Raw genomic sequence first — 23681 nt, 5'->3', positions numbered from 1 at the left:
CCTAACCCGGCAGCACTACGGGCTGGAAGCCCTCGGCGCGCAGGTTCTTCAGCACCAGTTCGCAGTGCTCATGGCCCTTGGTTTCCATGTTGATGGTGATGGCAACGTCTCCCATGCTGATGGATCCTCCTACCCTCGTGTGGTCCACTCCGGTGACGTTGGCATCCGCATCCGCAATGATCCGCGAAATGGTTGCCAGGGACCCCGGGCGGTCGTCAAGGAGGATACGGACCACCAGATAACGGCCCGCAGCCGCCAGTCCCCGCTGGATGACCTTCAGCATGAGCATCGGATCAATATTGCCGCCGGAGAGGATCACTGCCGTGGTGCCGGGATTGTCGATCTTCCCGTCCATCAAGGCTGCCACTCCCACGGCTCCTGCCGGTTCCACGACCATCTTGGCACGCTCGAGGAGGAAAATCAGGGCGCGGGCCAGGGAATCCTCGCTGACGGTCACAACGTCGTCCACCAGTTCACGGATGATCGAGAACGGCAGCTGTCCGGGACGTCCGACGGCGATGCCGTCAGCGATGGTGCTGACCCGGGTCAGCGGCACCAGGGCGTCGGCGGCCAGCGACGGCGGATAGGAGGCGGCGTTTTCCGCCTGCACCCCGATGATCCGGATCTCGCGGCCCAGCTCACGGGCGCGGGATTTGAGCGCGACGGCGACGCCGGCGAGCAGTCCCCCGCCGCCCACCCCCATGACGACGGTGTCCAGGTCCGGTATCTGGTCCAGGAGTTCGAGTCCGATGGTTCCCTGCCCGGCCACCACGTCCACGTTGTCGAACGGATGGACGAACACGGCACCCGTCCGGTCCGAGTACCGCTGGGCCTCGGCCAGGGCATCGTCCACGGTGTGTCCGTGCAGGATCACCTCGGCACCGTGACCCCGGGTGGCAGCAAGCTTGGGCAGTGCCACTCCCAGCGGCATGTAGATCCGGGCGGCGATGCCCAGCCGGGCGGCGGCCACGGCCACCCCCTGGGCGTGGTTTCCCGCGGAGGCAGCCACCACTCCCCGTGCCTTGTCCGCAGGGGACAGTTTGGCCATGCGCACGTAGGCACCGCGGACCTTGAAGGACCCTGCGCGCTGGAGGTTCTCGCATTTGAGGTAGACCGGTGAGCCGGTCTCCCGGGCCAGGGCCCGGGAGGACTCGACAGGGGTGTGCGCTATGACGCCGTCCAGGAGTTTTGCCGCCGCACGGATGTCATCCAGCGTCACGGGCAGCATCGACAGATCGGTCATGGCTGCTGCTCCTCCCCTGCAGCCGCCGCGTTCGGGGTGCCGGCGCTGCCGGCCGGTTCCCCGGGGTCCCCGCCGTCGTCGTCCTCGGTGTCCGGTTCAATGGCCAGGTCATTTTCCCAGCCGCGCGCCGCAATGTAGCGGACCACCGTGTTGAGGATAGCCAGCAGCGGCACGGAGAACAGGGCTCCGGGAACCCCGGCGGCGAGGGTGCCGCCCGTGACGGCCAGAATCACCGCCAGCGGATGGAGGGACACCGCCCGCCCCATGATCAGCGGCTGCAGGATGTGGGATTCCAGCTGCTGCACCAGCAGCACAATGCCCAGCATGATCAACGCGTTGACCGGGCCGTTGGCCACGAGCGCCAGCAGGACGGCCACGAAGCCGGTGAGGAAGGCACCAATCAGCGGAACAAACGAACCCAGGAACACCAGCACCCCGAGGGGAAGGGCCAGCGGCACTCCGATCAGGGCCGCACCCCCGGCGATGCCGATGGCATCGATAAGCGCCACCACCACCTGGACGCGCACATAGTTGACCATGGATACCCAGCCGTGGATGCCGGCTCCGTAGGCGGCAGGCCGTGCACGCCGGGGCAGCAGTCCGGTCGTGAATTCCCAGATCCGGCGCCCGTCCAGCAGGAAGAAGACCAGGGCGAACAAAGTCAGGAGGATTCCGGCGGCAAAGTGGCCGGCGCTGCTGCCCACGCTCAGCGCACCGGAAAGGATGTTCGCCGAGTTGTCCTGCAGCGTGGTGCTGGCTTCGTTGACCAAGGAATCCATGTCCCCGGCGCTGATGTTCAGCGGTCCGGAGGACAACCAGTCCTGAACCTGGCGGATCCCCTGAAGCGTCTCTCCCCAAAGGTCGCGGAATCCGAGCGCGAGCTGCCGTCCCACCAGGGCCAGGGCGGCGATAATAACGCCCAGGAACGCCACGATGGTCACTGCCACCGACAGTCCTCCGGGCAGCCGGTTCCGCCGCAGCCAGTTGGTGACCGGCGACAGCAGCCCGGCCAGCAGGGCGGCAACCATCAGCGGAATAATCAGCAGCGAGAAGTGGCTGAGGACCCAGATGAGTCCGGCCCCGACAATCAGGACAATACCCAGACGCCAGGCCCAGGCGGCGCTCACCCGCAGGGCGAAAGGAACCTCGTCATTGCTGCGGCCGGCGTTGGCAGCAGCAGCCTGCAGCGCCCGCGGCGCACCGGTGCGGCGTACATGGGGTTTCATGGGCCCATCTTTCCATAGTCTGCTGCGCCCGAACCCGCTTTTACGCGCCTGTCCGCCGCTGTTACGGCGCAGGCGACGGCCCGCCGAGAATGCCCCAGCGGGCGGAAAAGGTCCGGCCGGGCGGCAGCCAGGTCAGCGATTCCCCGGAGTTCAGCGCGTTGGCCGGCGCCGTCATCGGCTCCAGGGCCACGGCCCGGGACTGGCCGGGGAAGGTGTCGGTGACGAACACGTGGACGTAACGGCATTCGGGTCCGGTCCAGAGGCTGACCGTGCGGCCGTCAGGTGCGGTCAGGACATGCCGGTGCGCCGCCCCCTCGGGGCCGGAGTCATCCACGGCAAGGTCGGTGTAGGCACTGTCCAGCGCCAGGTCGGCCACCCGGGCGCCGCCCCGGAGGTCCGTTGCTCCGGCTGGCTCGCGCCGGCCGTTGGGGATAAGCCGGTCATCGACGGTGACTTCGGTTGATGCCGCCACGGTCAGCACCAGGTCTTCCGTCGGGACGTCGCCGAGCCGAAGAAACGGATGGGCTCCAAGGGCAACGGGAGCGTCCGCGGCGCCCAGGTTGGTCAGGCTCTGGTGCACGTGCAGGCCGCCGTCGTCGTCAAGGCTGTAGCGTGCGCGGTGCAGGAGATGGAACGGATACCCGTGCTGCGCGAATATCTCCGCCTCCAGTTCCACGGCTCCGGAAGCCTGGTCCCGGAGGGTGTACCCGGTGTTGCGCAGCAGCCCGTGGCTGGCATGCCCGCGCGACGGCTCCGTAATGTCCAGCTGCTGGGTTTGTCCGTCCAGCGTCCACCGGCCGTCCGCTACCCGGTTGGGCCAGGGCGCCAGGAGCACCCCGTTGGCGGACGGAGGGATGGCCCCGTCCGGGTAGGTCTGGACCAGGTCCACGCCGTTCACCGTGTACCGGCGGAGCGCGCCGCCCAGGGATCCGATGACGGCACGGGAGGCGCCGCGGGCGATTTCGTACTGGGTTCCGGTGGCGGGGGTGGCCTCCGCGGGTTCACTGCCGGTTGCGTTCATGCCGCCCTATCCTACCCGTGCCTGGCTGCTGCCTACTCGTCGAAATGCGTGCTCACCCGGTCGCTCACCGCGGCGACCACGCCGGCGGCGACGTTGCGGATCTTGATATTGCGGCTGTTCGAGACGCTGCGGAGGATATCGATCGCTGCCTGCTGGCTGCAGCCGTTCTGCCCCATGATGATGCCCGCGGCCAGATCCACCACGGTCCGTGACTCCAAAGCCGACTGGAGGTTCGCCGCACGGTTGGTCTGGGCATCGAGCAGCAGGGCCAGTCGGAGGGCCTTGGCCGTCTCGGCGGCAACCGCGTGTACCGCTGCCATCTCCGCCGGTCCGAACGCATACGCGGATCCCGCATAGCAGCTGAGCACCCCGCGGTCCCCCTCCAGCGGCAGGGCGACGGCGGCGAACGCCCGGATACCGTGGTCCGCTGCCCCGGACAGAGCTGTCCATCGGTGCGATGCAGCGAGGTCCGCCACGACGACGTCGGGTCCCCCGCCCAGCACAACGCCGCCGGGGCTGCCGGGTCCGTATTCCCCGCCGGCGTGCAGTCCCTCCAGGCCGCTGGTGCAGACGGCAAGAACCGGCCGGCGGCGGCGCGAAACGGCAATCGAACACCCGTCCGGCGGCGGCAGGCCCAGCCGCCGGGCGGCGGCAGCTGCCGCTTCCGCCAGGAACATCTCCGTGGACGAACCGGCCAGCAGGACAGCGACGAGTTCCTCGACCACTGACTGCGGCGGTGCTTTGACCATCGGGAACTCCCTTTCCTGCCCGGGTGCGGACGCACCGTGCCGGACCGTTTGGGACTGCTTCGGGCTGCTCGCCGTTCCCTGCTCAGACCGGCGGCGCCGGGGATCGGTCCCCCGACGCCATGCTACGTGCCCGGACCGGGGGTGCCCAGAGCATACGAGCGTACGGGTCTTCGGGAGTCTTAAACAGCGGAAGGACCGCAGGCTGTGTGCCTGGGGTCCTTCCGGTGGTGCTGCCGCCCTTCCGCGTCGGCGAAGGGGCAGCTGGGACTCTTAGTCGCTGCCGCGCAGGATGGACAGCAGACGGATGATCTCCACGTACAGCCAGACCAGCGTCACGGTCAGGCCGAACGCAGCGGTCCAGGAGTAACGCTCCGGGGTTCCTGCCTTGACGCCCTGCTCAATGGACGTGAAGTCCATGATGAGCGAGAACGCTGCCAGGCCGATGGCCAGGATGCCGATGAAGACGCCCAGCGGAATGCCGAAGATCTCCTGGCCGCGCAGGCCCCACGGATCCTGCACGCCGCCGAAGATCATCAGGCCGACGTTGAGCAGGGAGAATACGGCGTAGCCGATGATCGCGATCATAAAGAAGCGGACAGCCTTGGGGGTGGCCCGCACCTTCCCGCTGCGGAACAGCACGAGGGTGACGGCGAAGACTGCCAGTGTGCCCAGCACGGCCTGCAGGCCGACTCCCGGGTACATCCCGTCGAGGAAGGCGGTCAGCCCGCCGAGGAACATGCCTTCGAGGAACGCGTAGGCCAGGATAAGGGCCGGTACCGGTTCACGCTTGAAGGAGTTCACGAGGCCCAGGACGAACCCGCCCAGGGCGCCTAGGATCATCAGTCCGCCGCCCATTCCCGGCAGCAGGAACGTGGGGACGGCTGCGCCCACCAGGACCATCGCCAGGCAGAAGACCGTCTTCATGATGACGTCGTCATAGGTCATGCGGCCCATGTCCGACGGCTTGGCAGACGGGGCCGTGTAAAGATCCTGCAGCTGCTGCGGGGTCATGTAGCTGTTGTCAGTTGCCAGTGAACCCGAGGCGTTGCCGCCGCGGGTCTGGGAACGGAAGTTCTTTCCGTTAAAAACCGGATTTCCGCCAAGTGCCATTGAATCTGTCCTCCATCTGGGGGGCTGTTTCAGTTCAGCCTACCAAGTAGAACGTTCCGGACCGTTCGAGGATTCCCGGGATTCCAGGGCCTGCGGATAACGGTTCGGCATACCGGACCCCGTCCGGGCCCGGGCGCCTTGCGCCGGAGGCAGCCAAGTCGTTACCCGATCGCGACATGCGCAGTGCGGGAAACGTCACTCCCCGGAAACATTCAGTGGGTAGCATGTTCCCCAATCGGTGACCTTTGTCACATCTACCCGTCTGCGTGCCGCTTCGCCGGTCCCGCAGCCCTGCGTGGAGGTTTTGGAATTTTGCTAAGAACATCGGCGCTGACCCGGTATCTGGGGATGCTGGCAGCGATGGCAGCGATGTTCGCTGCACTCCTGCTCGCTTCCCCGGCCGCTTCCGCTACAACAACCACGCCCTCGGACGGTGCCTCCGCACCCGCGGCCGGTACCGGATCCACTGACGGCGCCGAATACTCCGACCGGATCAGCGGTGTCGTCCGAAACCAGGGCACGCCCATCGAAGGCGTCAGGATCACCGCCACCGGCAACGGCTACGAGGGCGAAGTGCTGACCGCAGCCAACGGCTCCTGGTCCATCGGCGTACCGGTACAGGGCGCGTACGAGGTGGAGCTGGAGGAATCCACGCTCCCGGACGGCGTCGAACTGGCCGAGGGCCAGCAGAACCCGCGCACGGTGACCTTCGCAGGAACCACCAACATCACCACCCTGTTCCTGCTCGGCGAGGGCATCGTGCTCCAGGAGGAGAGCTTCGGCTCGCTCCTCGCCGAGCGTGCGGTGGCCGGGCTGAGTTTCGGGCTGCTGCTGGCGTTGAGCGCCGTCGGACTCTCACTGATTTTCGGCACCACCGGGCTGACCAACTTTGCACACGGCGAGATGGTCACCCTCGGTGCCGTCCTGGCGTTCGCGTTCGCGGCGCTCGGGATTCCGGTCTGGCTGGCCCTGCCGCTTGCGGTAGCGGGCGGCGGCGCCTTCGGGTATGTGCAGGACGCCGGCATCTGGAGACCGCTGCGGCGGCGCGGCACCGGCCTGGTCCCCATGATGATCGTCAGTATCGGACTGGCCGTGGCCGTCCGCTACACCGTCCTGTTCTTCTTCGGCGGCGGCACCAAGCAGCTGCCCGGCGCCCAGAGCCCCCTCCTGGAGCTCGGCCCCGTCTCCATTCCGCGGAACACCCTCGTCTCCCTGATCGTGTCCCTGGCCGTCATCCTGGTGGTGGCCCTGCTGCTGCTGCGTACCCGGATCGGCAAGGCCACCCGCGCGGTGGCCGACAATCCGTCGCTGGCTGCGGCGTCCGGCATTGACGTGGACGCGGTCATCCGGCTGGTCTGGGTCATCGGCGGCGCACTGGCGGCCATGGGCGGCATCCTGTGGGCGTACTACCGCCCGGGAGTGTCGTTCAACATGGGCCAGCAGATCCTGTTGCTGATCTTCGCCGGCGTGACGCTCGGCGGACTCGGCACCGTGTTCGGCGCCCTGATCGGGTCCGTCCTGGTGGGTCTCTTTGTGGAGATCTCCACCCTTTGGCTGGAGGCGGACCTCAAGTACGTGGGCGCCCTGGTCATCATGATTCTCGTCCTGCTGGTCCGGCCGCAGGGACTCCTCGGCCGCCGCGAGCGCATAGGTTAGGGGCTTAGTTCAGATGGATTTCAGTAACATTCTTCTCGGCGCGCTGAACGAGATCATCAGCCCCACCACGGCCGCCTATGCCCTCGCCGCCCTCGGGCTCGCGGTGCACTTCGGCTATACCGGCCTGCTGAACTTCGGCCAGGCCGGCTTCATGGCCATTGGCGCCTACGGCTTCGCCATTCCCATTATTTCCTTTAACGCCCCGCTTCCCCTGGCTGTGCTGATTGCCCTGCTGAGTTCGGTGGTGTTCGCTGTCATCCTGGGCATACCCACCCTGCGCCTGCGGGCCGATTACCTGGCGATCGTCACCATCGCCGCCGCGGAGATCATCCGCTTCGTCGTGACCACCAACTCCATGACGCCGGTGACCGGATCCGCCAACGGGCTGGCCGCCTTCACCGGCAGCTTCTACGCACTCAATCCGGTGCCGCCGGGCAGCTACAACATGGGTCCGTTCGCCATGAACGAGCGCGATGTGTGGATCCGGATTGTCGCCTGGCTGCTGGTGATCGTGGCCTGCCTCCTGGTGTGGCTGCTGATCCGCAGTCCGTGGGGACGCGTGGTCAAGGGAATCCGCGAGGATGAGAACGCAGTCCGTGCACTGGGCAAGAACGTCTATGCCTACAAGATGCAGGCACTGATTATCGGCGGCCTCCTCGGCAGCCTGGCCGGCATCATCTTCACCCTCCCCCGGGACGCAGTGCAGCCGGCCAACTACGGCACGGAACTGACCTTCTACCTGTACACGGCCCTGCTCCTGGGCGGAATGTCCACCGTGCTGGGTCCGGTGATCGGCTCGATGATCTTCTGGGCCATTCTCTCGGTCACCCAGGGCCTGCTCTACGGCGCCATTGAATCGGGATACATCACCTTCATCACCACGTCCCAGGCAGGACAGATCCGCTACATCCTGGTGGGCGTGGCGCTGATGCTGCTGATGGTCTTCAGACCCCAGGGCATCCTCGGAAACAAGAAGGAGCTGGCATTCGCATGAGCCACGAGGCACACGAACCCCAAACGGCCGTACGGGCCAAGGGCGCCCATGCCGCATCCCCGGCCGGGACTCCCGCGGCCGCGGACAGTGCGGCACCGGCCGGCACCGCCGGAAATGAATACATGACGGACACGCGCCCGATAGCCGTCGGGGAAACCGGCCCGGGCTGCAGCAAACGCGATCCGATCCTGGTGGCGAAGAACGTCACCCGGACCTACGGCGGGATCAACGCCGTCGACGTCGGGCACGTGGAAATCCCGCGGCACAAGATCACGGCCCTGATCGGACCCAACGGTGCCGGCAAAACCACCCTCTTCAACCTGCTGACCGGTTTCGACACACCCCAGTCCGGCGAGTGGCAGTTCGAGGGCAAAAACCTGGCCGGGGTTTCCGCCTACAAGGTGGCCCGCCTGGGCATGGTGCGCACGTTCCAGCTGACCAAGGTCATGGGCAAGCTCACGGTGATTGAGAACATGCGCCTCGGCGCGACGTCGCAGCCCGGTGAATCCCTCTGGCGGGCATTGCTGCCGCCGCTGTGGCGCGGCCGGGAGCGTGAAATCACCGAGCAGGCGGATGTCCTGCTGGAGAAGTTCAAGCTGGACACCAAGCGCAGCGACTACGCGGCCTCGCTCTCCGGCGGCCAGCGCAAGCTGCTGGAAATGGCACGGGCCCTGATGGTCCGCCCCAAGCTGGTGATGCTGGACGAGCCGATGGCCGGTGTGAACCCGGCCCTCACTCAGTCCCTGCTGGACCACATCAAGAACCTCAAGGCCGAGGGCATGACGGTCCTGTTCGTGGAACATGACATGCACATGGTCCGGCACATCGCGGACTGGGTGGTGGTCATGGCCGAAGGCAAGGTCGTGGCCGAGGGCCCGCCCGAAGACGTCATGAAGGACCAGGCTGTCATCGACGCGTATCTGGGCGCCCACCACGATGTTGACCTCGGCGATTCCGAGGGCTTTGAGAAACTCGAGGCCGAGCTGGAGCACGACGCCGAGTCCTCGGTGGGCACTGAACCTGACGGCGTGGTCGGCAGGCGGATCGACGAACGGAAGGATCAGGCATGACCGGCGAGGCATTCGACGGGGATTCCGTCGTCAAGGTAACCGATCTGGTGGCCGGCTACATTCCCGGGGTCAACATCCTCAACGGCTGCAGCATCGAGGCACGACGCGGGGAGCTCATCGGCATTATCGGTCCCAACGGCGCCGGCAAGTCGACCCTGCTGAAGGCCATGTTCGGGCTGGTGAAGGTGCACTCCGGAACCGTGGTGGTCCGGGGCCAGGACCTCACCGGCCTGAAGGCCAACAAACTGGTGAGCCGCGGAGTGGGTTTCGTGCCGCAGAACAACAATGTCTTCCCCTCCCTCACCATCGAGGAGAACCTGCAGATGGGCGTCTACCAGGCGCCCAAGACCTTCAAGGACCGCTTCGACTTCGTCTCCGAGGTCTTCCCCGAGCTGCGGAAGCGCCGCGCCCAGCGGGCCGGTTCGCTCTCCGGCGGCGAACGCCAGATGGTTGCCATGGGCCGCGCCCTGATGATGGATCCGGCGGTGCTCCTGCTGGACGAGCCGTCCGCCGGCCTCTCCCCCGTCAAGCAGGACGAAGCCTTCCTGCGGGTCCACGAAATCAACCGTGCCGGGGTGTCGGTGATCATGGTGGAACAGAATGCACGCCGCTGCCTGCAGATCTGCGACCGTGCCTATGTCCTGGATCAGGGCAGGGACGCCTACACCGGCACGGGGCGGGAACTGATGAAGGATCCCAAGGTCATCCAGCTCTACCTGGGCACGCTGGCGGACACCGCGTAAGCCGCTGCAGAGCACCCAGCAATGGAACAGCCCCCGCCGGTACCGGCGGGGGCTGTTCCATTGCTGCTGAGGGGCTAGAGCTTGCCCTCTTCCGAGCGGCTGGGCTGCGGCACGTTATCGGCGTCGTACTGGTAGATACCGATGGATGCCTCCGTCGGGTCTCCGTTCGCATCAAACGTGATCGGTCCGGAGTAGCCGTCATAGTCAACGTCTCCGCCGTTGCGCAGGATGGTCACGCAGCCGGCGTAGTCGTAGCACTTCTCGCCCGCACCGGACACGCTCTCCAGCTGGGCGGCAATGGCTTTGCCGTCCGTGCTGCCGGCAGCCTCGGAGGCCAGGGCCAGCAGGGTCACTGCGTCGTAGCTTTCACCGGCGTAGGACCAGTCCTTCAGGGCCGGATCAACCTCAAGCAGGGAATCCTTGAAGTTGTCCGAGGCGAAGGTGCCGGGGATGGTGCCCTGCGCCCCTTCGAGGGTTCCGGCGTCCAGGTCCTTGCTGTAGTCAGACGTGTTGCCGTCCACGAAGAACAGCTGGCTGGAATCGATACCCTTGGCCGTCAGCAGCGGCACAATGCTCTTGGCCTGGTCAAAGCTGATCACCACGACGGCGTCCGGCTTTGCGGCTGCCACCGCGTCCACCTGGCTGCTGAACTGGGAGTCGCCCTCGTTGAACATCTCCTCCGCCACCACCTGGCCGCCGGCGTCTTCCACGGAGGTCTTCACGTTGCTCTGCAGCCCCGTGCCGTAGGCGTCGTTAAGCACGATCATGCCCACGGTCTGCGCGCCGCAGGACATGATGTAGTTGCCCAGGATACGGCCCTGCAGGACATCCGAGGGCGCGGTACGCCAGTACAGGCCCTTGTCGTCCCAGGTGGTGAAGTCCGGCGAGGTGTTGGCCGGGGAGAACTGGATGACGCCGGCTCCGGTGATGTTGCCAATGACTGTCTTGGAGACGCCGGAGGATGCTGCGCCGACGACGGCGCTGACGCCCTGGCTGAGCAGGTCATTGACCGACTGCGTGGCGATATCCGTGGTGGTGTCGCCGGAATCGCGGTGGACCACCTCCATGGGCTTGCCCAGGACGCCGCCGGCTGCATTGATTTCGTTGACGGCCAGGTTCACGCCGGCGATTTCAGGCGGGCCGAGGTAGGCCAGGGAGCCGGTGGTGGGCAGCAGGGAGCCGATTTTCAGCGGAGTATCCGTGGTGCCGGTGGACGCCGGGACAGCCGCGGGATCACCCTTAGCCCCCGGATCCGTGCCGGTGCCGCCCTGGCTCTCCGGGCAGGACAGGATGGAGGCCGCGGTTTCGGTTTCGGTGCCGGAGCTGGCGCTTTCCTCGGAACCCGAATCCGATCCTCCGCCGCTGCAGCCGCTGGCGAACAATGCGAGGCCCAATCCGAGGGCGGCGATCTTGGCGGTACGGGCGTAAGCGGTGCCCTGGCCGAGACCGCCGGCAGTGCGTAGTGCAGTCATAAAAGTTTCTCCCCGATCGAGAGGCGGGTGCCTTTGATGCGAATATCAGGTGTTCCTGATTAGAAGAAAAGCTAATGGAACATTGTTCCGAATATAAGAGGCTCCGGTTACAGCCTTGTAACACTCGTTCCTTTTACATATTTCCGCCCTTGCAGGAAACTGCGGGCCGGGACTATACGATGGCCGTAGAACCATTCTCCTGGGGGAAATATATGTACGTTTTGCGTCTGTCCACTGCCGCCCTGGGGGTCTCCGCCCTGCTGCTCACGGGTCCCGCTGCTCCGGCCCTGGCGCTGGAGTGCGCACCCGGCACCCGTCCCACCGTCGTGGAGGGGGTGGAGATCTGCGCCGAGGGGACATACAACCCCTCCGTTCCCGCGCCGTCCTTCAACCCGGGGGAAAGCACCTACGATCCTTCCACCGGCCACTACTCCGAGGCGGTTCCCGGCGTCCCCGTTCCGGCGCCGGTTCCCGGGACGCCGGCGGCAACAACGCCGGCACCGGCGCAGACAACTACCGCAGCGGCGGATCCCGTGCCGTCACCGGACACGGCCACCGGCGCTGCCCAGGGAAGCCCCGTCGAAGCCTCCCCCTCGGGTACACCCTCTCCCGGCCGGACATCCAGCCCCTCGCCGTCCGCCGAGCCTGCTCCCGAAGAGGAACGCGCGGGCCTGGACGCGGTGCTTCCGGCGGCTGCCGCCATTGTCATCCTGGGGGTGCTGGCCGGCGGGCTTCTGCGGCGCCATCGGAACCGGGCAGCGCGCCGCTAGGTTGGGGATGCCGGACGGGCACGGCACACCCGCTGCCTTTGTTTTGGTACCCCAGGTCGGACTCGAACCGACAACACGCGGATTTTAAGTCCGTTGCCTCTGCCAATTGGGCTACTGGGGCGCTGTGACCGCCTTCCCAAGCCTACTGGAAACGCCGGGACCGGGGAAAACACAACGACGGCGGCCCTCCCTGTGGAGGACCGCCGTCGTTGTCTACCGCCGTTGACCTATTGGCTAGGCCTTCACGGCAGTCTTCTTGGCAGGTGTTGCTGCTTCCTCGAAGCTCCGGCGCGGGTGCTTCAGGTTGCGGATGTCCGTCAGGTCGCGGCCGTAGGCCACGTTGAGCAGCCAGCCGGAAACCACGCGGAACTTACGCTCGAACATCGGCATGGCCAGGCCGTGGTAGCCACGGTGGGCCAGCCAGGCCGGGAAGCCCTTCATGCCGAAGCCCATGATGTTGGCGACGCCCTTGTACTGGCCCAGCCCGGCAACGGCACCGAGGCTCTTGTGGTTGTACTCTTCGACCTCGCCGACGCCGTAACGGGCGGCCATGATGTTCTTTGCCAGGAGCTTGGCCTGGCGCACGGCGTGCTGTGCGTTCGGGACGCAGAACCCGCCCACGCCGCCGCCGGACAGATCCGGAACAGCGGAAACGTCGCCGGCAGCCCAGGCGCCGTCGATGGGGCCGTCCTCACCGGTGATCCGCAGTTCGGCGTTGGCGCGGACACGGCCGCGCTCGTCGATCGGGAAGTCGGTGGCGCGGACCATGGGGTTGGCCTGCACGCCGGCGGTCCAGATCAGCGTGTCTGCGCCGAACTCTCCGGCCGGGGACTTATCCGCCATGTTGATCAGCTTCAGCAGGCCGCCTTCTGCGGAGGCCAGCGACGTGTTCAGCAGCACCTCGATGCCGCGCGCACGCATGCTGGAGACAACCCACTCGGCCTGGTCCGGCTTGACCTCGGGCATGACCCGGCCCATGGCCTCGATCATGACAAAGCGGAGATCTTCCTGCCGCAGCCGGTCATTGAGGCGGACCGCGTCGCGGGCCATGTCCTCAAGCTCGGTCAGGGTCTCGATGCCGGCAAAGCCGCCGCCGACGACGACGAACGTCAGTGCACGCTCGCGCTCCGGGCCTGCGGGCATCAGGGATGCCGTTTCAATGCGCTCGAGCACGTGGTTACGGGTACCCACGGCCTCTTCGATGCTCTTCATGCCGATGCCGGCCTCGGCGAGGCCCGGAATCGGGAAGGTGCGGGTGATCGAGCCTGCCGCGAGGACCACGTCCTGATACGGCAGCTCAAACGGTTCACTGCCGTCGCCCGGCTCGATGGTTGCCGTGCGGGCGGCGTGGTTGATGGAAGTCACCTTGCCGGTGATCAGCTCGGTGTTCTTCAGGTGCATGCGGTGGGATACAACGGCGTCGCGGGCTTCAATGGTGCCTGCGGCGACCTCGGGGAGGAAAGGCTGGTAGGTCATGTACGGCAGCGGGTCCACTACCGTAACAATTCCACCCTGCTCCTTTACCTTCTTCTGGAGGTCTTTGGCCACGTACAGACCGACGTAACCACCGCCGACCACCAGAACGCGGGGACGATCAGAAAACTGCTTGTTCGATGCCATACCCCAATCCTACCCGAGTTTGTGAAAGTCTTCACGAAGCATTTGACAAGATCGGCGCAGGCACCTTTGGCTACCGGACAGCGGCTTCGTCGCGGGACACGGCATCGGCGTCACGGGCTCCGCCGGCCGCTGCACCCCGGCGCCGCAGACGGGTTACATGGACGGTTCCCGCTGCGAGCACGATCACCAGAAGGCCGCTGAATCCCAGGACGACGGCGGCGGAGAGGCTGTCATCCCGGACTACGGGTTCCTGTGCCTCGGGGACTTCGGGCTCCGGCAGGTCCGGAACCGTGGGGGCGGGAATGTCCGCTTCGCCGGGTGAGGTATCCGCTACCCGCCGGTGTACCCGGATCCACTCGGCTATGGTTCCCAGCGGGTTGCTGGTGACGGATGGAACATCCGCGTTCACTGCCGCATTGGCGTCCAGGATTCCGTAACCGTAGATGGTGTCCGTGCCCGGGGCGCCTGCATCCCGCGCAGTGCTCACAATCCGGTTCACCACGTCCGCGGCACTCATCTCGGGATACGCCGCCCGGATCAGGGCCGCGACGCCGGACACCAGCGGCGCTGCCCCTGATGTGCCTTTCCAGTCCGCGTAGCGGGACGTGGTCCCGGGCAGCCCGCCGACCAGGTTCTCGGAGGGAGCGGCAACACCGATGCTGATGCCTTCCGAGGAGGAATCCCAGCTGGCCTCCCCCTGCCGGTTCAGGCCCGCAACGGTGAGGACGCCGGGGATCGTGGCGGGTGCTCCCACCTGGACCATGCCGACGCCGCGGTTGCCGGCGGCAGCAACAACCACCACGTCATTCTGCTCGGCGTAGAGGAAGGCGTCATCCCAGCTCTCCGGCCAGGCGGTCGAGGTGCTGCCCAGGGACATGTTGATGACCCGGGCACCGTTATCCACTGCCCAGCGGACGGCGGTGGGGATCTGCGAGTCGATGGGGACGCCGGCGGGATTGGTCCCGCCGATCCAGGTGGACACGGCGAGGATCTCCGCTTCCGGGGCAACCCCCATGATGCCGTCGGGGTTGCCGGCCGGCTTGTCCTGCTCCGAAGCCTCCGGATCCTTGCGCTCTTTTTGTTTCCCGTCGCCGGAGTCTTCGCCTTCCGCGGGTCCGACGGGGTTCTCGTGCCCCCGGCCCGCCAACAGCGTCGCCACCAGTGTGCCGTGGCCGGGGGTACTTCCCAGCCCCCTGGCGCCCAGCGGGTCGCCGGCTCCGGAGGCGTCGAATCCACCCGCAACCGCACCGGCCAGGTCCGGATGGGTGACGTCCACCCCGGTGTCTATGACGGCAACCAGCACCCCGGCACCCTTGGTGGTTTTCCATGCCTCGGTGACTCCGTAGTCAGCAAGCCAGTACTGCTTGTCCCGCCATTCGTCGGCCTGCGCAGGCACAGGTGCCAGCAGGGGCAGCGCCACGGCGGCGCAGAGCACGGCGGCAGCGGCGCGCAGGCGTGCAGCGCCTCCCCGGCGGCGGCCGGGGTCGGTCCCGCGGGAGCTCACGCGCTCAGGGCAATGCCGTCAAGGATGTCGTGTTCGCTGGCGAATGCCGTGGCCACGCGGCCGTCCGTCAGTTCGTCAATGCGGTCCACGATGGTCCGCCAGATCAGCGCACCGGCGCCGATAACGTCCACCCGGCCCGGATGCATGTACGGCAGGGCAGCCCGGGCTGACCGGTCCAGGTGCAGCAGGGTGTCGGCCGTGGCATCGATCTGCGCGCGGCCGAGCTCGGTTCCGTGGATCGCCTCCGGAGAGTATTCGGCCAGGTCCAGGGCAGCGGCGGTGACCGTGGTGATGGTCCCGGCCACCCCCACCAGCCGGTCTGTGTCAGCCAGCGGCACGGTAACCAGCGCGGAGGCGATCATGTCCAGAATCTCCGCCCGGGCCGCCGCGGTTTCCGCCTCGGTGGGCGGATCGGAGCGCAGGTAGCGCTCGGTGAAGCGCACGCAGCCCATATTGGTGCTCTTGGCCGCCAGGACACCGGAAGCGTCCCCGAGGACAAACTCGGTGCTGCCGCCGCCCAGGTCCACCACGAGGGTCTTGGCGCCGTTTGCTCCGGCAAAGACGCTGGCGGCGCCGGCAAAGGACAGCGCCGCTTCCTCGTCCCCGCTGATGACTTCGGGTTCAACGCCGAGCCGGTCACGAATTCCGTCCACAAACTCCTGGCGGTTTTCCGCGTCGCGGCTGGCGGAGGTGGCCACGAAGCGGATCCGCGACGCTCCGTGTTCGCGGATCAGGGCGGCGTACTCGTCCGCCGCGGCGAAGGTCCGCTCCAAAGCGTCGGGGGCCAGCCGTCCGGTGGCGTCCACTCCCTGTCCCAGCCGGTTCACCCGCATCAGGCGTACGACGTCGGTCAGCCGGGCCGCTCCCCCGCTGTCCCGGGTGATATCGGCAATAAGCAGCCGGATGGAGTTGGTGCCGCAGTCGATGGCGGCGACACGCGTGCTTTCGGCACGGCTGTCTTCCTGGCTTGTCACAGTTCCCCTTCGCTGGTTGCGGCATCAGATGCCTGCCGGCGGGCAGCCTTCTTGCTCTCGAGTTCTTCCGGGCTGAGGCCCTGGGTCTTGGTGTGGCGGCTCAGGTCCCGTGCCGGGGCGGGAGCTGCGGTGTCCCATGCACCTTCGCAGTAACAGCGGTCCGTTGTCCACCATTGCTCAATGGCGGCCAGCGCTTCGTCGCCCAGCGGATTGACCCCGGGGCCTGCGGCCAGAGAGTGGCCGACCAGCACGTGCAGGCATTTCACCCGGGTGGGCATGCCTCCGGCGGAGACACCGGCAATCTCCGGGACGGGGCCGGTACCGGTGCGCTCCCCGATTTCGTCGCGGACCCGGAGGTAGTGCTCATGGGCATCGCGGTACCGCTGCGCCAGGTCCGGGTCCTCTTCCAGCCGCAGGGACATGTCCGTCATCATTCCGGCGGCTTCGAGCCGCGAAACGGCGGCCGTGATGACCGGGTGGGTCAGGTAGTACGTGGTGGGGAAGGGGATGCCGTTGCTCAGCCGGGGGGCCGTGGTGGCTACCAGCGGGTTGCCGCAGACGCAGCGGGCGCCGATTTCGACGACGTCGCGCACCGGGCGGCCAAGCTGCCGGCTCAGGGTCTCCAGGTCTGCCTGGGTGGGGGTGAGCTGGTCCTGGGTCATGCAGGAGGTCCTTCCGTGGGGCCCGCGAGGGCCCCGGGCTGCTTCTTATATCAGCCTCCAGATTACTGTGCCGTGGCGGATTTCTTGACCGAGTCCCACAGGGAATCAACCCACGGCAGGTCTTCGGGCTCCTCTTCGGCGGCAAGCTGCTCGGCTTCTTCCACTCCGTTTTCCCCCTTCACGAGGTAGCGCTTCTCCCCCGGCATGACCAGGAAAATCCGGTCCCGGGCCTGCTGCTTGATGTAGGCCGGATCCTCCCAGCGGCCCAGCTGCACTTCCAGCTCCGCCTGTGTCGCTTCGGCTTCGGCAATTTCCGCCTTGGCCACCGCAATATCCGAGCGCTGCTGCAGGTACGTCCGCACCGAGGGGGCCAGCAGCACGGTGATGGCAACCATCACCATGGCCAGTACCAGCAGCCTCCCGGAGAACGCCTTCGCGGGTACCGGACGCAGCTCATCCTGGGTTTCGGCCACAGGCGCCTCGGCCGGGGCCTGGTCCGGTGCCGGATGGTTTTTGCGCCGGATTCCGCCGGAGAGCTGGGAACGCACTGCTGCACGGGCGTCCGACGCGGACGGCTTCCGTGAACGCGGCTTGGCGGCGGGCGCCGTTGGCTTAGGCGCCGAGATGTCCGGGGCAGCCGTCTTCGGAGCAGGAGTTTTCGGCGCCGCTGTTTTCGGCGCGGCAGGCTTCGCCGCTGCAGCGGTTTTCGGGGCAGCCGTCTTCGTCACGGCAGGCTTCGCCGAGGCAGTTTTGGAAGCAGGTTTTGCTCCTCCTGCGCCCGTGCCGCCGGCGTTCACTGGGGCCGCTGGCCTGGGAACCTTGGGGCGTCGGGTCGGCATGCGGGTCCTGTCTCTATCGGTGCTGATGCAGTAAAAAAGGTGCTGGAAAAGGTCGGGAAACGACTGCGGGCGGGTCCCCTCCTATGAGGTTACCCACCCGTGGTCCCGGATCCCGTACCGCAACGCCTGCAGTCCCGAAATCGGGTCTGCAGGCGCCGTCGGCGGACCGGTTATTTAGGCGCCGGTGAAGCGCGGGAAGGCGCTGCGTCCTGCGTAGCGTGCGGCGTCGTCCAGTTCCTCTTCGATGCGCAGCAGCTGGTTGTACTTGGCTACGCGCTCGGAACGGGCCGGAGCACCGGTCTTGATCTGCCCCGCGTTGGTGGCAACGCAGATGTCGGCGATCGTGGTGTCTTCGGTCTCGCCCGAACGGTGGGACGTGATGGTGGTGTAGCCGGCGCGCTGGGCCATGGTGATGGCGTCCAGGGTTTCGGTCAGGGTGCCGATCTGGTTGACCTTCACCAGGAGGGAGTTCGCGGCGTTGTTCTTGATGCCGGTTTCCAGGCGGGTGGGGTTGGTGACGAAGAGGTCGTCTCCCACAATCTGCACCTTGTCGCCGATGGAGGCGGTGAGTGTCTTCCAGCCGTCCCAGTCCTCTTCGTCCAGCGGGTCCTCGATGGAGACCAGCGGGTAGTCGCGGACCAGTTCCTCGTAGTACGCGGACATTTCGGCTGCGGTCCGGTTCTGCCCTTCGAAGACGTACGAGCCGTCCTTGAAGAACTCGGACGCTGCCACGTCCAGGGCCAGGGCGATGTCATTGCCGGGCACGTACCCGGCACGCTCGATGGCTTCGATGATCAGGTCCAGTGCGGCACGGTTGGAGGGCAGGTTCGGTGCGAAGCCGCCTTCGTCGCCCAGGCCGGTGGAGAGGTTCTTTTCCTTCAGCACGGACTTGAGGTTGTGGTAAACCTCAACGCCCCAGCGCAGGCCCTCGGAGTAGGTCTGTGCACCCAGGGGAACAATCATGAATTCCTGGATGTCGACGTCGGAGTCCGCGTGGGAGCCGCCGTTGAGGATGTTCATCAGGGGCACGGGCAGGATGTGCGCGTTGGGGCCGCCGAGGTAGCGATACAGCGGCAGCGCAGCGGACTCTGCCGCAGCACGGGCTACGGCCAGGGACACGCCGAGGATGGCGTTGGCGCCCAGGCCGGACTTGTTCTCGGTGCCGTCCAGGTCAATCATGGCCTGGTCGATGGCACGCTGGTCGGCTGCGTCGAATCCGAGCAGGGCCGGCTGGATCTGTTCGATCACGGCTTCCACGGCCTGCAGTACGCCCTTGCCCTGGTAACGGTTCTTCTCGCCGTCCCGGCGTTCGTTGGCCTCGAAGGCGCCCGTGGAGGCACCGGAGGGAACAGCTGCGCGGCCGAACGTGTCGTCGTCGAGCAGCACCTCCACCTCAACGGTGGGGTTGCCGCGGGAATCGAGAATCTCGCGGGCATGGATGGCATCGATGATGGCCATTGAATTGCTCCTGTTCATTGGAACGATTGGGGAGAAAACCGCAGGCCTGCTTGGGCAGCAGGTCACAGTGTCTGCTTCTTAGCCTAATAGAATCGCGGCTCCGAGTAAGGTCCGGTGGCTTGAATCACAAAGATCGGGGTGATCTGGGGCTGGTGGACCCGCGGTCTGCAGGTTAGTGCCCGGAGCCGCCGGATGTGTAGCGGCGGACCGCAGCACGAAGCGCCGCCTCCGCGTCGAGCCCCTGGTCCGAGGCACGGCGGACCAGGGTAAACAGTGCATCCCCCAGCCCGTCTTCGTCGGAGAACTCCGGGACCGCCACCGGATCGGGCAGCGGCCGGCCCGCCCGGCGGGCGCGGGACAGCGTCTTGGCGGCCAGGAGCAGGGCCGGCAGTCCGGCGGGAATCCCTTCGAAAGCCGAGGTCCGGGAGGGGGTCTCCGCCCGCTTGGCCCGGTCCCAGGCCTTTTCGATGGCAGCCAGGCCGGACTCTTCGCCGTCCTGGCGGAGGCTGCCGTCCGGGAGGAAGACGTGCGGGTTGCGGCGGATCATCTTCGCGGTGAGGGAATCGATGACGTCCGCGACGGAAAAACTGCCGGTTTCCTGCTGCAGGCGGGCGTGAAGCAGCACCTGCAGCAGCACATCCCCCAGCTCGCCGCGCAGTTCCTCCGCCCGGCCGGGACCGGTTGTTCCGCCTTCCACGGCTTCGACCAGCTCGTAGGTTTCCTCCACGAGATACTCAAGCAGGGACTCGTGGGTCAATGCCCGGGTCCACGGGCACCGCTCGCGGAGGACACCGATGACCTCGGCGAGGCGGGCGAACCGCCCGCCAAGGTCATCGGGAAGGGGAAGTTCAGCCACGGGCTCGGTTGAATCCTTCGGTGACATAGGCGGACAGTGCTGCCCGCTCGTCCAGGGGCAGGAAGGCCGCGTTGACGGCATTCATGGTCAGCTCCAGGACATCGTCCAGGTCATAGTCGAAGGTCTCCATCAGCAGTTCGAATTCGCCGGTGAGGGTCACGGAGCTCATCAGGCGGTTGTCCGTGTTGACGGTGACGGCGAAACCGGTCTGGTACAGCAGATCGATCGGATGTGTCTCGATGTCCTCGCCGAAGGAGGCCACCGCGCCGGTCTGCAGATTGGAGGACGGGCAAACCTCCAACGGGATTCCGCGGTCGCGGACCCAGTTGGCAACCCGGCCCATGCTCACGATGCCCACTTCGGCCTCGTCATCGGCGGCGGGCTCTTCGAATTCGACGTCGATGTCTTCGGCGATCCGTACGCCGTGGCCCAGCCGCAGCGCCCGTCCGTTCACGAGGGCGTCAACGATGCTTTCGATGCCGGCGGCCTCGCCCGCGTGCACCGTCACCGGGAACTGGTGTTCTGCGAGGTAGGTGAAGGCGTCCTTGAATCGCGCAGGCAGGAAACCGTCTTCGGGGCCGGCGATGTCGAAGCCAACGGCACCGGAATCGCGGTGCCGGACGGCGAGCTCGGCGATTTCCATGGAGCGGTCCGCGTGCCGCATGGCGGTGAGGAGCTGGCCCACCTGGATGAAGCGGCCTGCCGCCTCGGCGTTCACGACGCCTTCTTCGATTCCGGCCTGAACGGCTTCCACGGCTTCGTCCAGGCTCAGCCCTGCCTGCAGGTGCTGCTCGGGCGCCCAGCGGACTTCGGCGTAGACCACGCCGTCCGCGGCGAGGTCTTCGACGAATTCGCGGGCCACCCGCACCAGGCCGTCGCGCGTCTGCATGACCGCGAGGGTGTGGTCGAAGGTTTCGAGGTAGCGCGGCAGGGAACCGGAGTCAGCGGAGTCGCGGAACCACTCCCCCAGTGCGGCGGGGTCCGTGCTCGGCAGGGTATGGCCGACGGCGGCGGCCAGCTCAATGATGGTGGCCGGACGCAGGCCGCCGTCAAGGTGATCGTGCAGCGATACCTTCGGCAGGCTGCGCACGTCGAGGGAAGAGGATTCGGGGAGGTTTGTAGGCTCAGTCACACGGCAACTCTACGGTGTTTCAGGCGGCCTTCTGCGTACGCTTGTCCTCGCCGGCGTTCGGCACGGCGTCGCCCGGTGGGAGCTGTGATCCGGGTGAGGTGCCGCGGACCATGGTGATGATGCGGTCGATCAGCAGGCCCAGGATGAGGGCTCCGGCCACCCCCACCACCACGCCAAGCAGATGGTGCTCACTGAACCAGGCGCCGGCTATCGCCCCGATGGCCACGCTGTAGGCGGCCCAGACCGCCCCGGAGATAGCCGTCAGGGCGACAAACCGCCGCCGCGGGAAACCGGTGGCGCCGGCGGTGACATTCACTACCACCCGGCCGACCGGGATGAACCGGGCCACGAGGATCAGCGACATTGACCGTTTGTCGAGTTCGTGGCGTGCCCAGGCGACGGACCGGCGCATCTTCGGGGTGCGCATCCAGCCGAACCGGTCGGTACCGATCCAGCGGCCCAGCAGGTAGGCCAGGTTGTCCCCCAGGAACGCGCCCAGGGCTGCGGCCGGGATGATCAGCCAGATATTGACGCCGGCACCGCTGAGCGCCAGCGACGCCAGCGCCACCACCAGGGACTCGCTGGGGACGGGCGGGAAGAAACCGTCGATCAGGCAGCAGGCCAGGAGCCCCAGATAGACCCACGGCGAGCCCGCCGTGGAGAGGATGAAGTTGTTGATGCCGTCCACCGTGGCACTCAGAACGTCCAAGTGGTGCCGCTCCTCGAAATAGCTAAACCTGTCCATTTACAAGGATGCCATGGACGCAGCGGTGCCCCCGCAGCAAAGTGCAGCGGGGGCACCGATGGCCGGCCCGGTCCCACAGGGACCCGCAGGGCCGGAACGGAACGCTAGCTGATCCGGTCGATGATCAGCTTCCGTGCCGGACGCGATCCCTCGGGAGCCACAACGACGGCGTCCGCCAGCGCCTCGCGGGCACGGTCGAACTTCTCGGGGGTGTCGGTGAGCAGCGTCATCAGCGGCTCTCCGGCCCGGACCGTGGCGCCCGGCTTGGCGTGCATCACGACGCCGGCACCGGCCTGGACTGCGTCTTCCTTGCGGGCGCGGCCGGCACCGAGGCGCCAGGCTGCAACACCGACGGAGAGGGCATCGAGTTCCACCAGCACGCCGTCAGCCGGTGCGTAGATGGTTTCGGATTCCCGTGCCACCGGAAGCGCAGCATCGGGATCGCCGCCCTGGGCGGAGATCATCCGGCGCCAGACGTCCATTGCACGGCCGTCCTTCAGAGCAGCCTCCGGGTCGGCGTCGGGCTGTCCCGCAGCCGTGAGCATTTCGCGGGCCAGGGCCAGCGTGAGCTCGACAACATCCTCCGGGCCGCCGCCGGCGAGCACATCCACGGACTCCTGCACCTCAATGGCGTTGCCGGCGGTCAGGCCCAGCGGAGTGGACATGTCGGTGAGCAGTGCCACCGTGTTTACGCCGGCGTCCTTGCCCAGGGCCACCATCGTCTCGGCCAGTTCACGGGCGCGGGCTTCGTCCTTCATGAAGGCGCCGCTTCCCACCTTGACATCCAGCACCAGCGAACCGGTGCCTTCAGCGATCTTCTTGCTCATGATCGAGGACGCAATCAGCGGAATGGCTTCCACCGTGCCGGTGACGTCGCGCAGCGAGTACAGCTTTTTGTCCGCCGGGGCCAGGCCCGCACCCGCGGCGCAGATCACGGCGCCGACGTCGCGCAGCTGGGCCATCAGGGCGTCATTGGTCAGGGCCGCCTGCCAGCCCGGGATGGCTTCGAGCTTGTCCAGCGTGCCGCCGGTGTGGCCCAGCCCCCGGCCCGAAAGCTGCGGGACGGCGACGCCGAATACGGCCACCAGCGGGGCCAGCGGAAGGGTGATCTTGTCCCCCACCCCGCCGGTGGAGTGCTTGTCCGAGGTGGGTTTACCCAGTCCGGAGAAGTCCATCCGCTCGCCCGAGTTGATCATCGCGAGGGTCCAGCGGGAAATCTCCTCCCGGCTCATTCCGTTGAGCAGGATGGCCATGTTCAGTGCGGCCATCTGCTCATCCGCGATGGCGCCGCGGGTGTAGGCGTCGATGGTCCAGTCAATCTGATCCGGGGTCAGGGTGCCGCGGTCCCGCTTGATCCCGATGATGTCTACGGCGTCGAACTTTTCTGCGCTCATTTACTTGTCCTGCCCTTCAAGGTGCTGCGGTCCAAAGGCATCCGGCAGGACCTGGTCCATGCTCCGGATACCGCTTACGGTCATCAACTGCATTCCCGGTGCCCGGAATTCGTACAGCAGCTGCCGGCAGCGGCCGCACGGCATCAGGACGCTGCCGGTTCCGTCCACGCAGGCGAAGGCAGCGAGACGGCCGCCGCCGGTCATGCGCAGCTGGCTGATCATGGAGCATTCGGCACACAGGGTCAGCCCGTAGGACGCGTTTTCAATGTTGCAGCCGGACACAATCCGGCCGTCGTCGGTCAGCGCGGCGGCGCCGACCGGATACTTCGAGTAGGGCACGTAGGCGTGAGCCAGCGCTTCCCGGGCGGTGTCCAGGAGCAGCTCCCAGTCCACCGGGGGCGTGGTTGTCTCTGTCATGTTTTCCTTTCATTTTGGTGTCCGGC

Annotated in this window: 22 protein-coding genes and 1 tRNA gene; 5 read left to right on the top strand and 18 right to left on the bottom strand. The window is 66.8% G+C overall.

Going from position 1 to position 23681, the window contains the following annotated elements:
- Position 1: 1 nt before the first annotated feature.
- The 5 genes from ilvA to GD627_RS12910 all read right to left on the bottom strand — a co-directional run bounded on the left by ilvA (position 2) and on the right by GD627_RS12910 (position 5349).
- Positions 2–1243: a threonine ammonia-lyase gene (gene ilvA / locus GD627_RS12930; RefSeq protein ID WP_152272838.1), complete on the bottom strand. Its 1242-nt coding sequence runs from the start codon at positions 1241–1243 to the stop codon at positions 2–4.
- Positions 1240–2469, bottom strand: a complete 1230-nt coding sequence (locus GD627_RS12925; RefSeq protein WP_152272837.1) for an AI-2E family transporter — start codon at positions 2467–2469, stop codon at positions 1240–1242. Before GD627_RS12925 ends, ilvA begins: the two co-directional genes overlap by 4 nt.
- Before the next feature lie 61 nt (positions 2470–2530).
- Positions 2531–3490: an aldose 1-epimerase family protein gene (locus tag GD627_RS12920; RefSeq protein ID WP_152272836.1), complete on the bottom strand. Its 960-nt coding sequence runs from the start codon at positions 3488–3490 to the stop codon at positions 2531–2533.
- A gap of 32 nt (positions 3491–3522) precedes the next feature.
- Positions 3523–4239 carry an ANTAR domain-containing protein gene (locus GD627_RS12915; protein WP_152272835.1) on the bottom strand — a complete coding sequence of 239 codons (717 nt, stop codon included), beginning with the start codon at positions 4237–4239 and terminating at the stop codon, positions 3523–3525.
- A gap of 270 nt (positions 4240–4509) precedes the next feature.
- Positions 4510–5349, bottom strand: a complete 840-nt coding sequence (locus GD627_RS12910; protein WP_146363687.1) for a Bax inhibitor-1/YccA family protein — start codon at positions 5347–5349, stop codon at positions 4510–4512.
- A gap of 348 nt (positions 5350–5697) precedes the next feature.
- Here GD627_RS12910 and GD627_RS12905 point away from each other — a divergent pair, with 348 nt between their 5' ends.
- The 4 genes from GD627_RS12905 to GD627_RS12890 all read left to right on the top strand — a co-directional run bounded on the left by GD627_RS12905 (position 5698) and on the right by GD627_RS12890 (position 9812).
- A complete protein-coding gene (locus GD627_RS12905; protein WP_152273093.1) occupies positions 5698–7005 on the top strand; it encodes a branched-chain amino acid ABC transporter permease in 1308 nt (435 codons plus the stop codon).
- Positions 7006–7018: 13 nt separating this feature from the next.
- Positions 7019–7999: a branched-chain amino acid ABC transporter permease gene (locus tag GD627_RS12900; RefSeq protein ID WP_152272834.1), complete on the top strand. Its 981-nt coding sequence runs from the start codon at positions 7019–7021 to the stop codon at positions 7997–7999.
- Positions 8000–8121: 122 nt separating this feature from the next.
- A complete protein-coding gene (locus GD627_RS12895) occupies positions 8122–9069 on the top strand; it encodes an ABC transporter ATP-binding protein (protein ID WP_152273092.1) in 948 nt (315 codons plus the stop codon).
- The gene (locus tag GD627_RS12890; RefSeq protein ID WP_152272833.1) at positions 9066–9812 is read left to right on the top strand and encodes an ABC transporter ATP-binding protein; all 747 of its coding nucleotides are present in this window, start codon (positions 9066–9068) and stop codon (positions 9810–9812) included. Before GD627_RS12895 ends, GD627_RS12890 begins: the two co-directional genes overlap by 4 nt.
- Before the next feature lie 74 nt (positions 9813–9886).
- On the opposite strand, the gene GD627_RS12885 is transcribed toward GD627_RS12890, so the two are convergent.
- Positions 9887–11284 (bottom strand): ABC transporter substrate-binding protein, encoded by a 1398-nt coding sequence (locus GD627_RS12885; RefSeq protein ID WP_152272832.1) that lies wholly within the window; start codon positions 11282–11284, stop codon positions 9887–9889.
- Between the two features lie 212 nt (positions 11285–11496).
- On the opposite strand from GD627_RS12885, the gene GD627_RS12880 reads away from it, so the two are divergent.
- Entirely contained in the window at positions 11497–12054 is a 558-nt protein-coding gene (locus GD627_RS12880; protein WP_152272831.1) for a hypothetical protein, read from the top strand.
- Between the two features lie 44 nt (positions 12055–12098).
- Here GD627_RS12880 and GD627_RS12875 read toward each other — a convergent pair.
- The 12 genes from GD627_RS12875 to GD627_RS12820 form a co-directional block, all read right to left on the bottom strand.
- Positions 12099–12175 (bottom strand) — tRNA-Leu (locus GD627_RS12875).
- A gap of 113 nt (positions 12176–12288) precedes the next feature.
- Positions 12289–13674, bottom strand: coding sequence for an NAD(P)/FAD-dependent oxidoreductase (locus GD627_RS12870; RefSeq protein ID WP_152272830.1), 1386 nt, complete (start codon positions 13672–13674; stop codon positions 12289–12291).
- Between the two features lie 70 nt (positions 13675–13744).
- Positions 13745–15178: a S8 family serine peptidase gene (locus tag GD627_RS12865; RefSeq protein ID WP_425481919.1), complete on the bottom strand. Its 1434-nt coding sequence runs from the start codon at positions 15176–15178 to the stop codon at positions 13745–13747.
- Positions 15175–16152: a Ppx/GppA phosphatase family protein gene (locus tag GD627_RS12860; protein WP_152272829.1), complete on the bottom strand. Its 978-nt coding sequence runs from the start codon at positions 16150–16152 to the stop codon at positions 15175–15177. Before GD627_RS12860 ends, GD627_RS12865 begins: the two co-directional genes overlap by 4 nt.
- Positions 16149–16814 (bottom strand): DUF501 domain-containing protein, encoded by a 666-nt coding sequence (locus GD627_RS12855; RefSeq protein ID WP_146363702.1) that lies wholly within the window; start codon positions 16812–16814, stop codon positions 16149–16151. The genes GD627_RS12860 and GD627_RS12855 overlap by 4 nt, the downstream gene beginning before the upstream one ends.
- A gap of 62 nt (positions 16815–16876) precedes the next feature.
- A complete protein-coding gene (locus tag GD627_RS16860) occupies positions 16877–17542 on the bottom strand; it encodes an FtsB family cell division protein (RefSeq protein ID WP_246165492.1) in 666 nt (221 codons plus the stop codon).
- A gap of 285 nt (positions 17543–17827) precedes the next feature.
- Positions 17828–19111, bottom strand: coding sequence for a phosphopyruvate hydratase (eno, locus tag GD627_RS12845; RefSeq protein ID WP_152272828.1), 1284 nt, complete (start codon positions 19109–19111; stop codon positions 17828–17830).
- 172 nt (positions 19112–19283) lie between these two features.
- The gene (locus tag GD627_RS12840; RefSeq protein WP_246165491.1) at positions 19284–19967 is read right to left on the bottom strand and encodes a MazG nucleotide pyrophosphohydrolase domain-containing protein; all 684 of its coding nucleotides are present in this window, start codon (positions 19965–19967) and stop codon (positions 19284–19286) included.
- Positions 19960–21099 carry an adenosine deaminase gene (locus tag GD627_RS12835; RefSeq protein ID WP_152272826.1) on the bottom strand — a complete coding sequence of 380 codons (1140 nt, stop codon included), beginning with the start codon at positions 21097–21099 and terminating at the stop codon, positions 19960–19962. The genes GD627_RS12840 and GD627_RS12835 overlap by 8 nt, the downstream gene beginning before the upstream one ends.
- Positions 21100–21118: 19 nt before the next feature.
- Positions 21119–21787 (bottom strand): DedA family protein, encoded by a 669-nt coding sequence (locus GD627_RS12830; protein WP_152273090.1) that lies wholly within the window; start codon positions 21785–21787, stop codon positions 21119–21121.
- A 161-nt stretch (positions 21788–21948) separates the two neighbouring features.
- Entirely contained in the window at positions 21949–23238 is a 1290-nt protein-coding gene (locus GD627_RS12825) for a thymidine phosphorylase (RefSeq protein ID WP_152272825.1), read from the bottom strand.
- Positions 23239–23655, bottom strand: coding sequence for a cytidine deaminase (locus GD627_RS12820; protein ID WP_146363714.1), 417 nt, complete (start codon positions 23653–23655; stop codon positions 23239–23241).
- Positions 23656–23681 lie beyond the last annotated feature (26 nt).

The organism is Arthrobacter yangruifuii (assembly GCF_009192775.1).
GTDB lineage: Bacteria > Actinomycetota > Actinomycetes > Actinomycetales > Micrococcaceae > Arthrobacter_B > Arthrobacter_B yangruifuii.
This window is presented reverse-complemented; position numbering and strand designations above follow the sequence as displayed.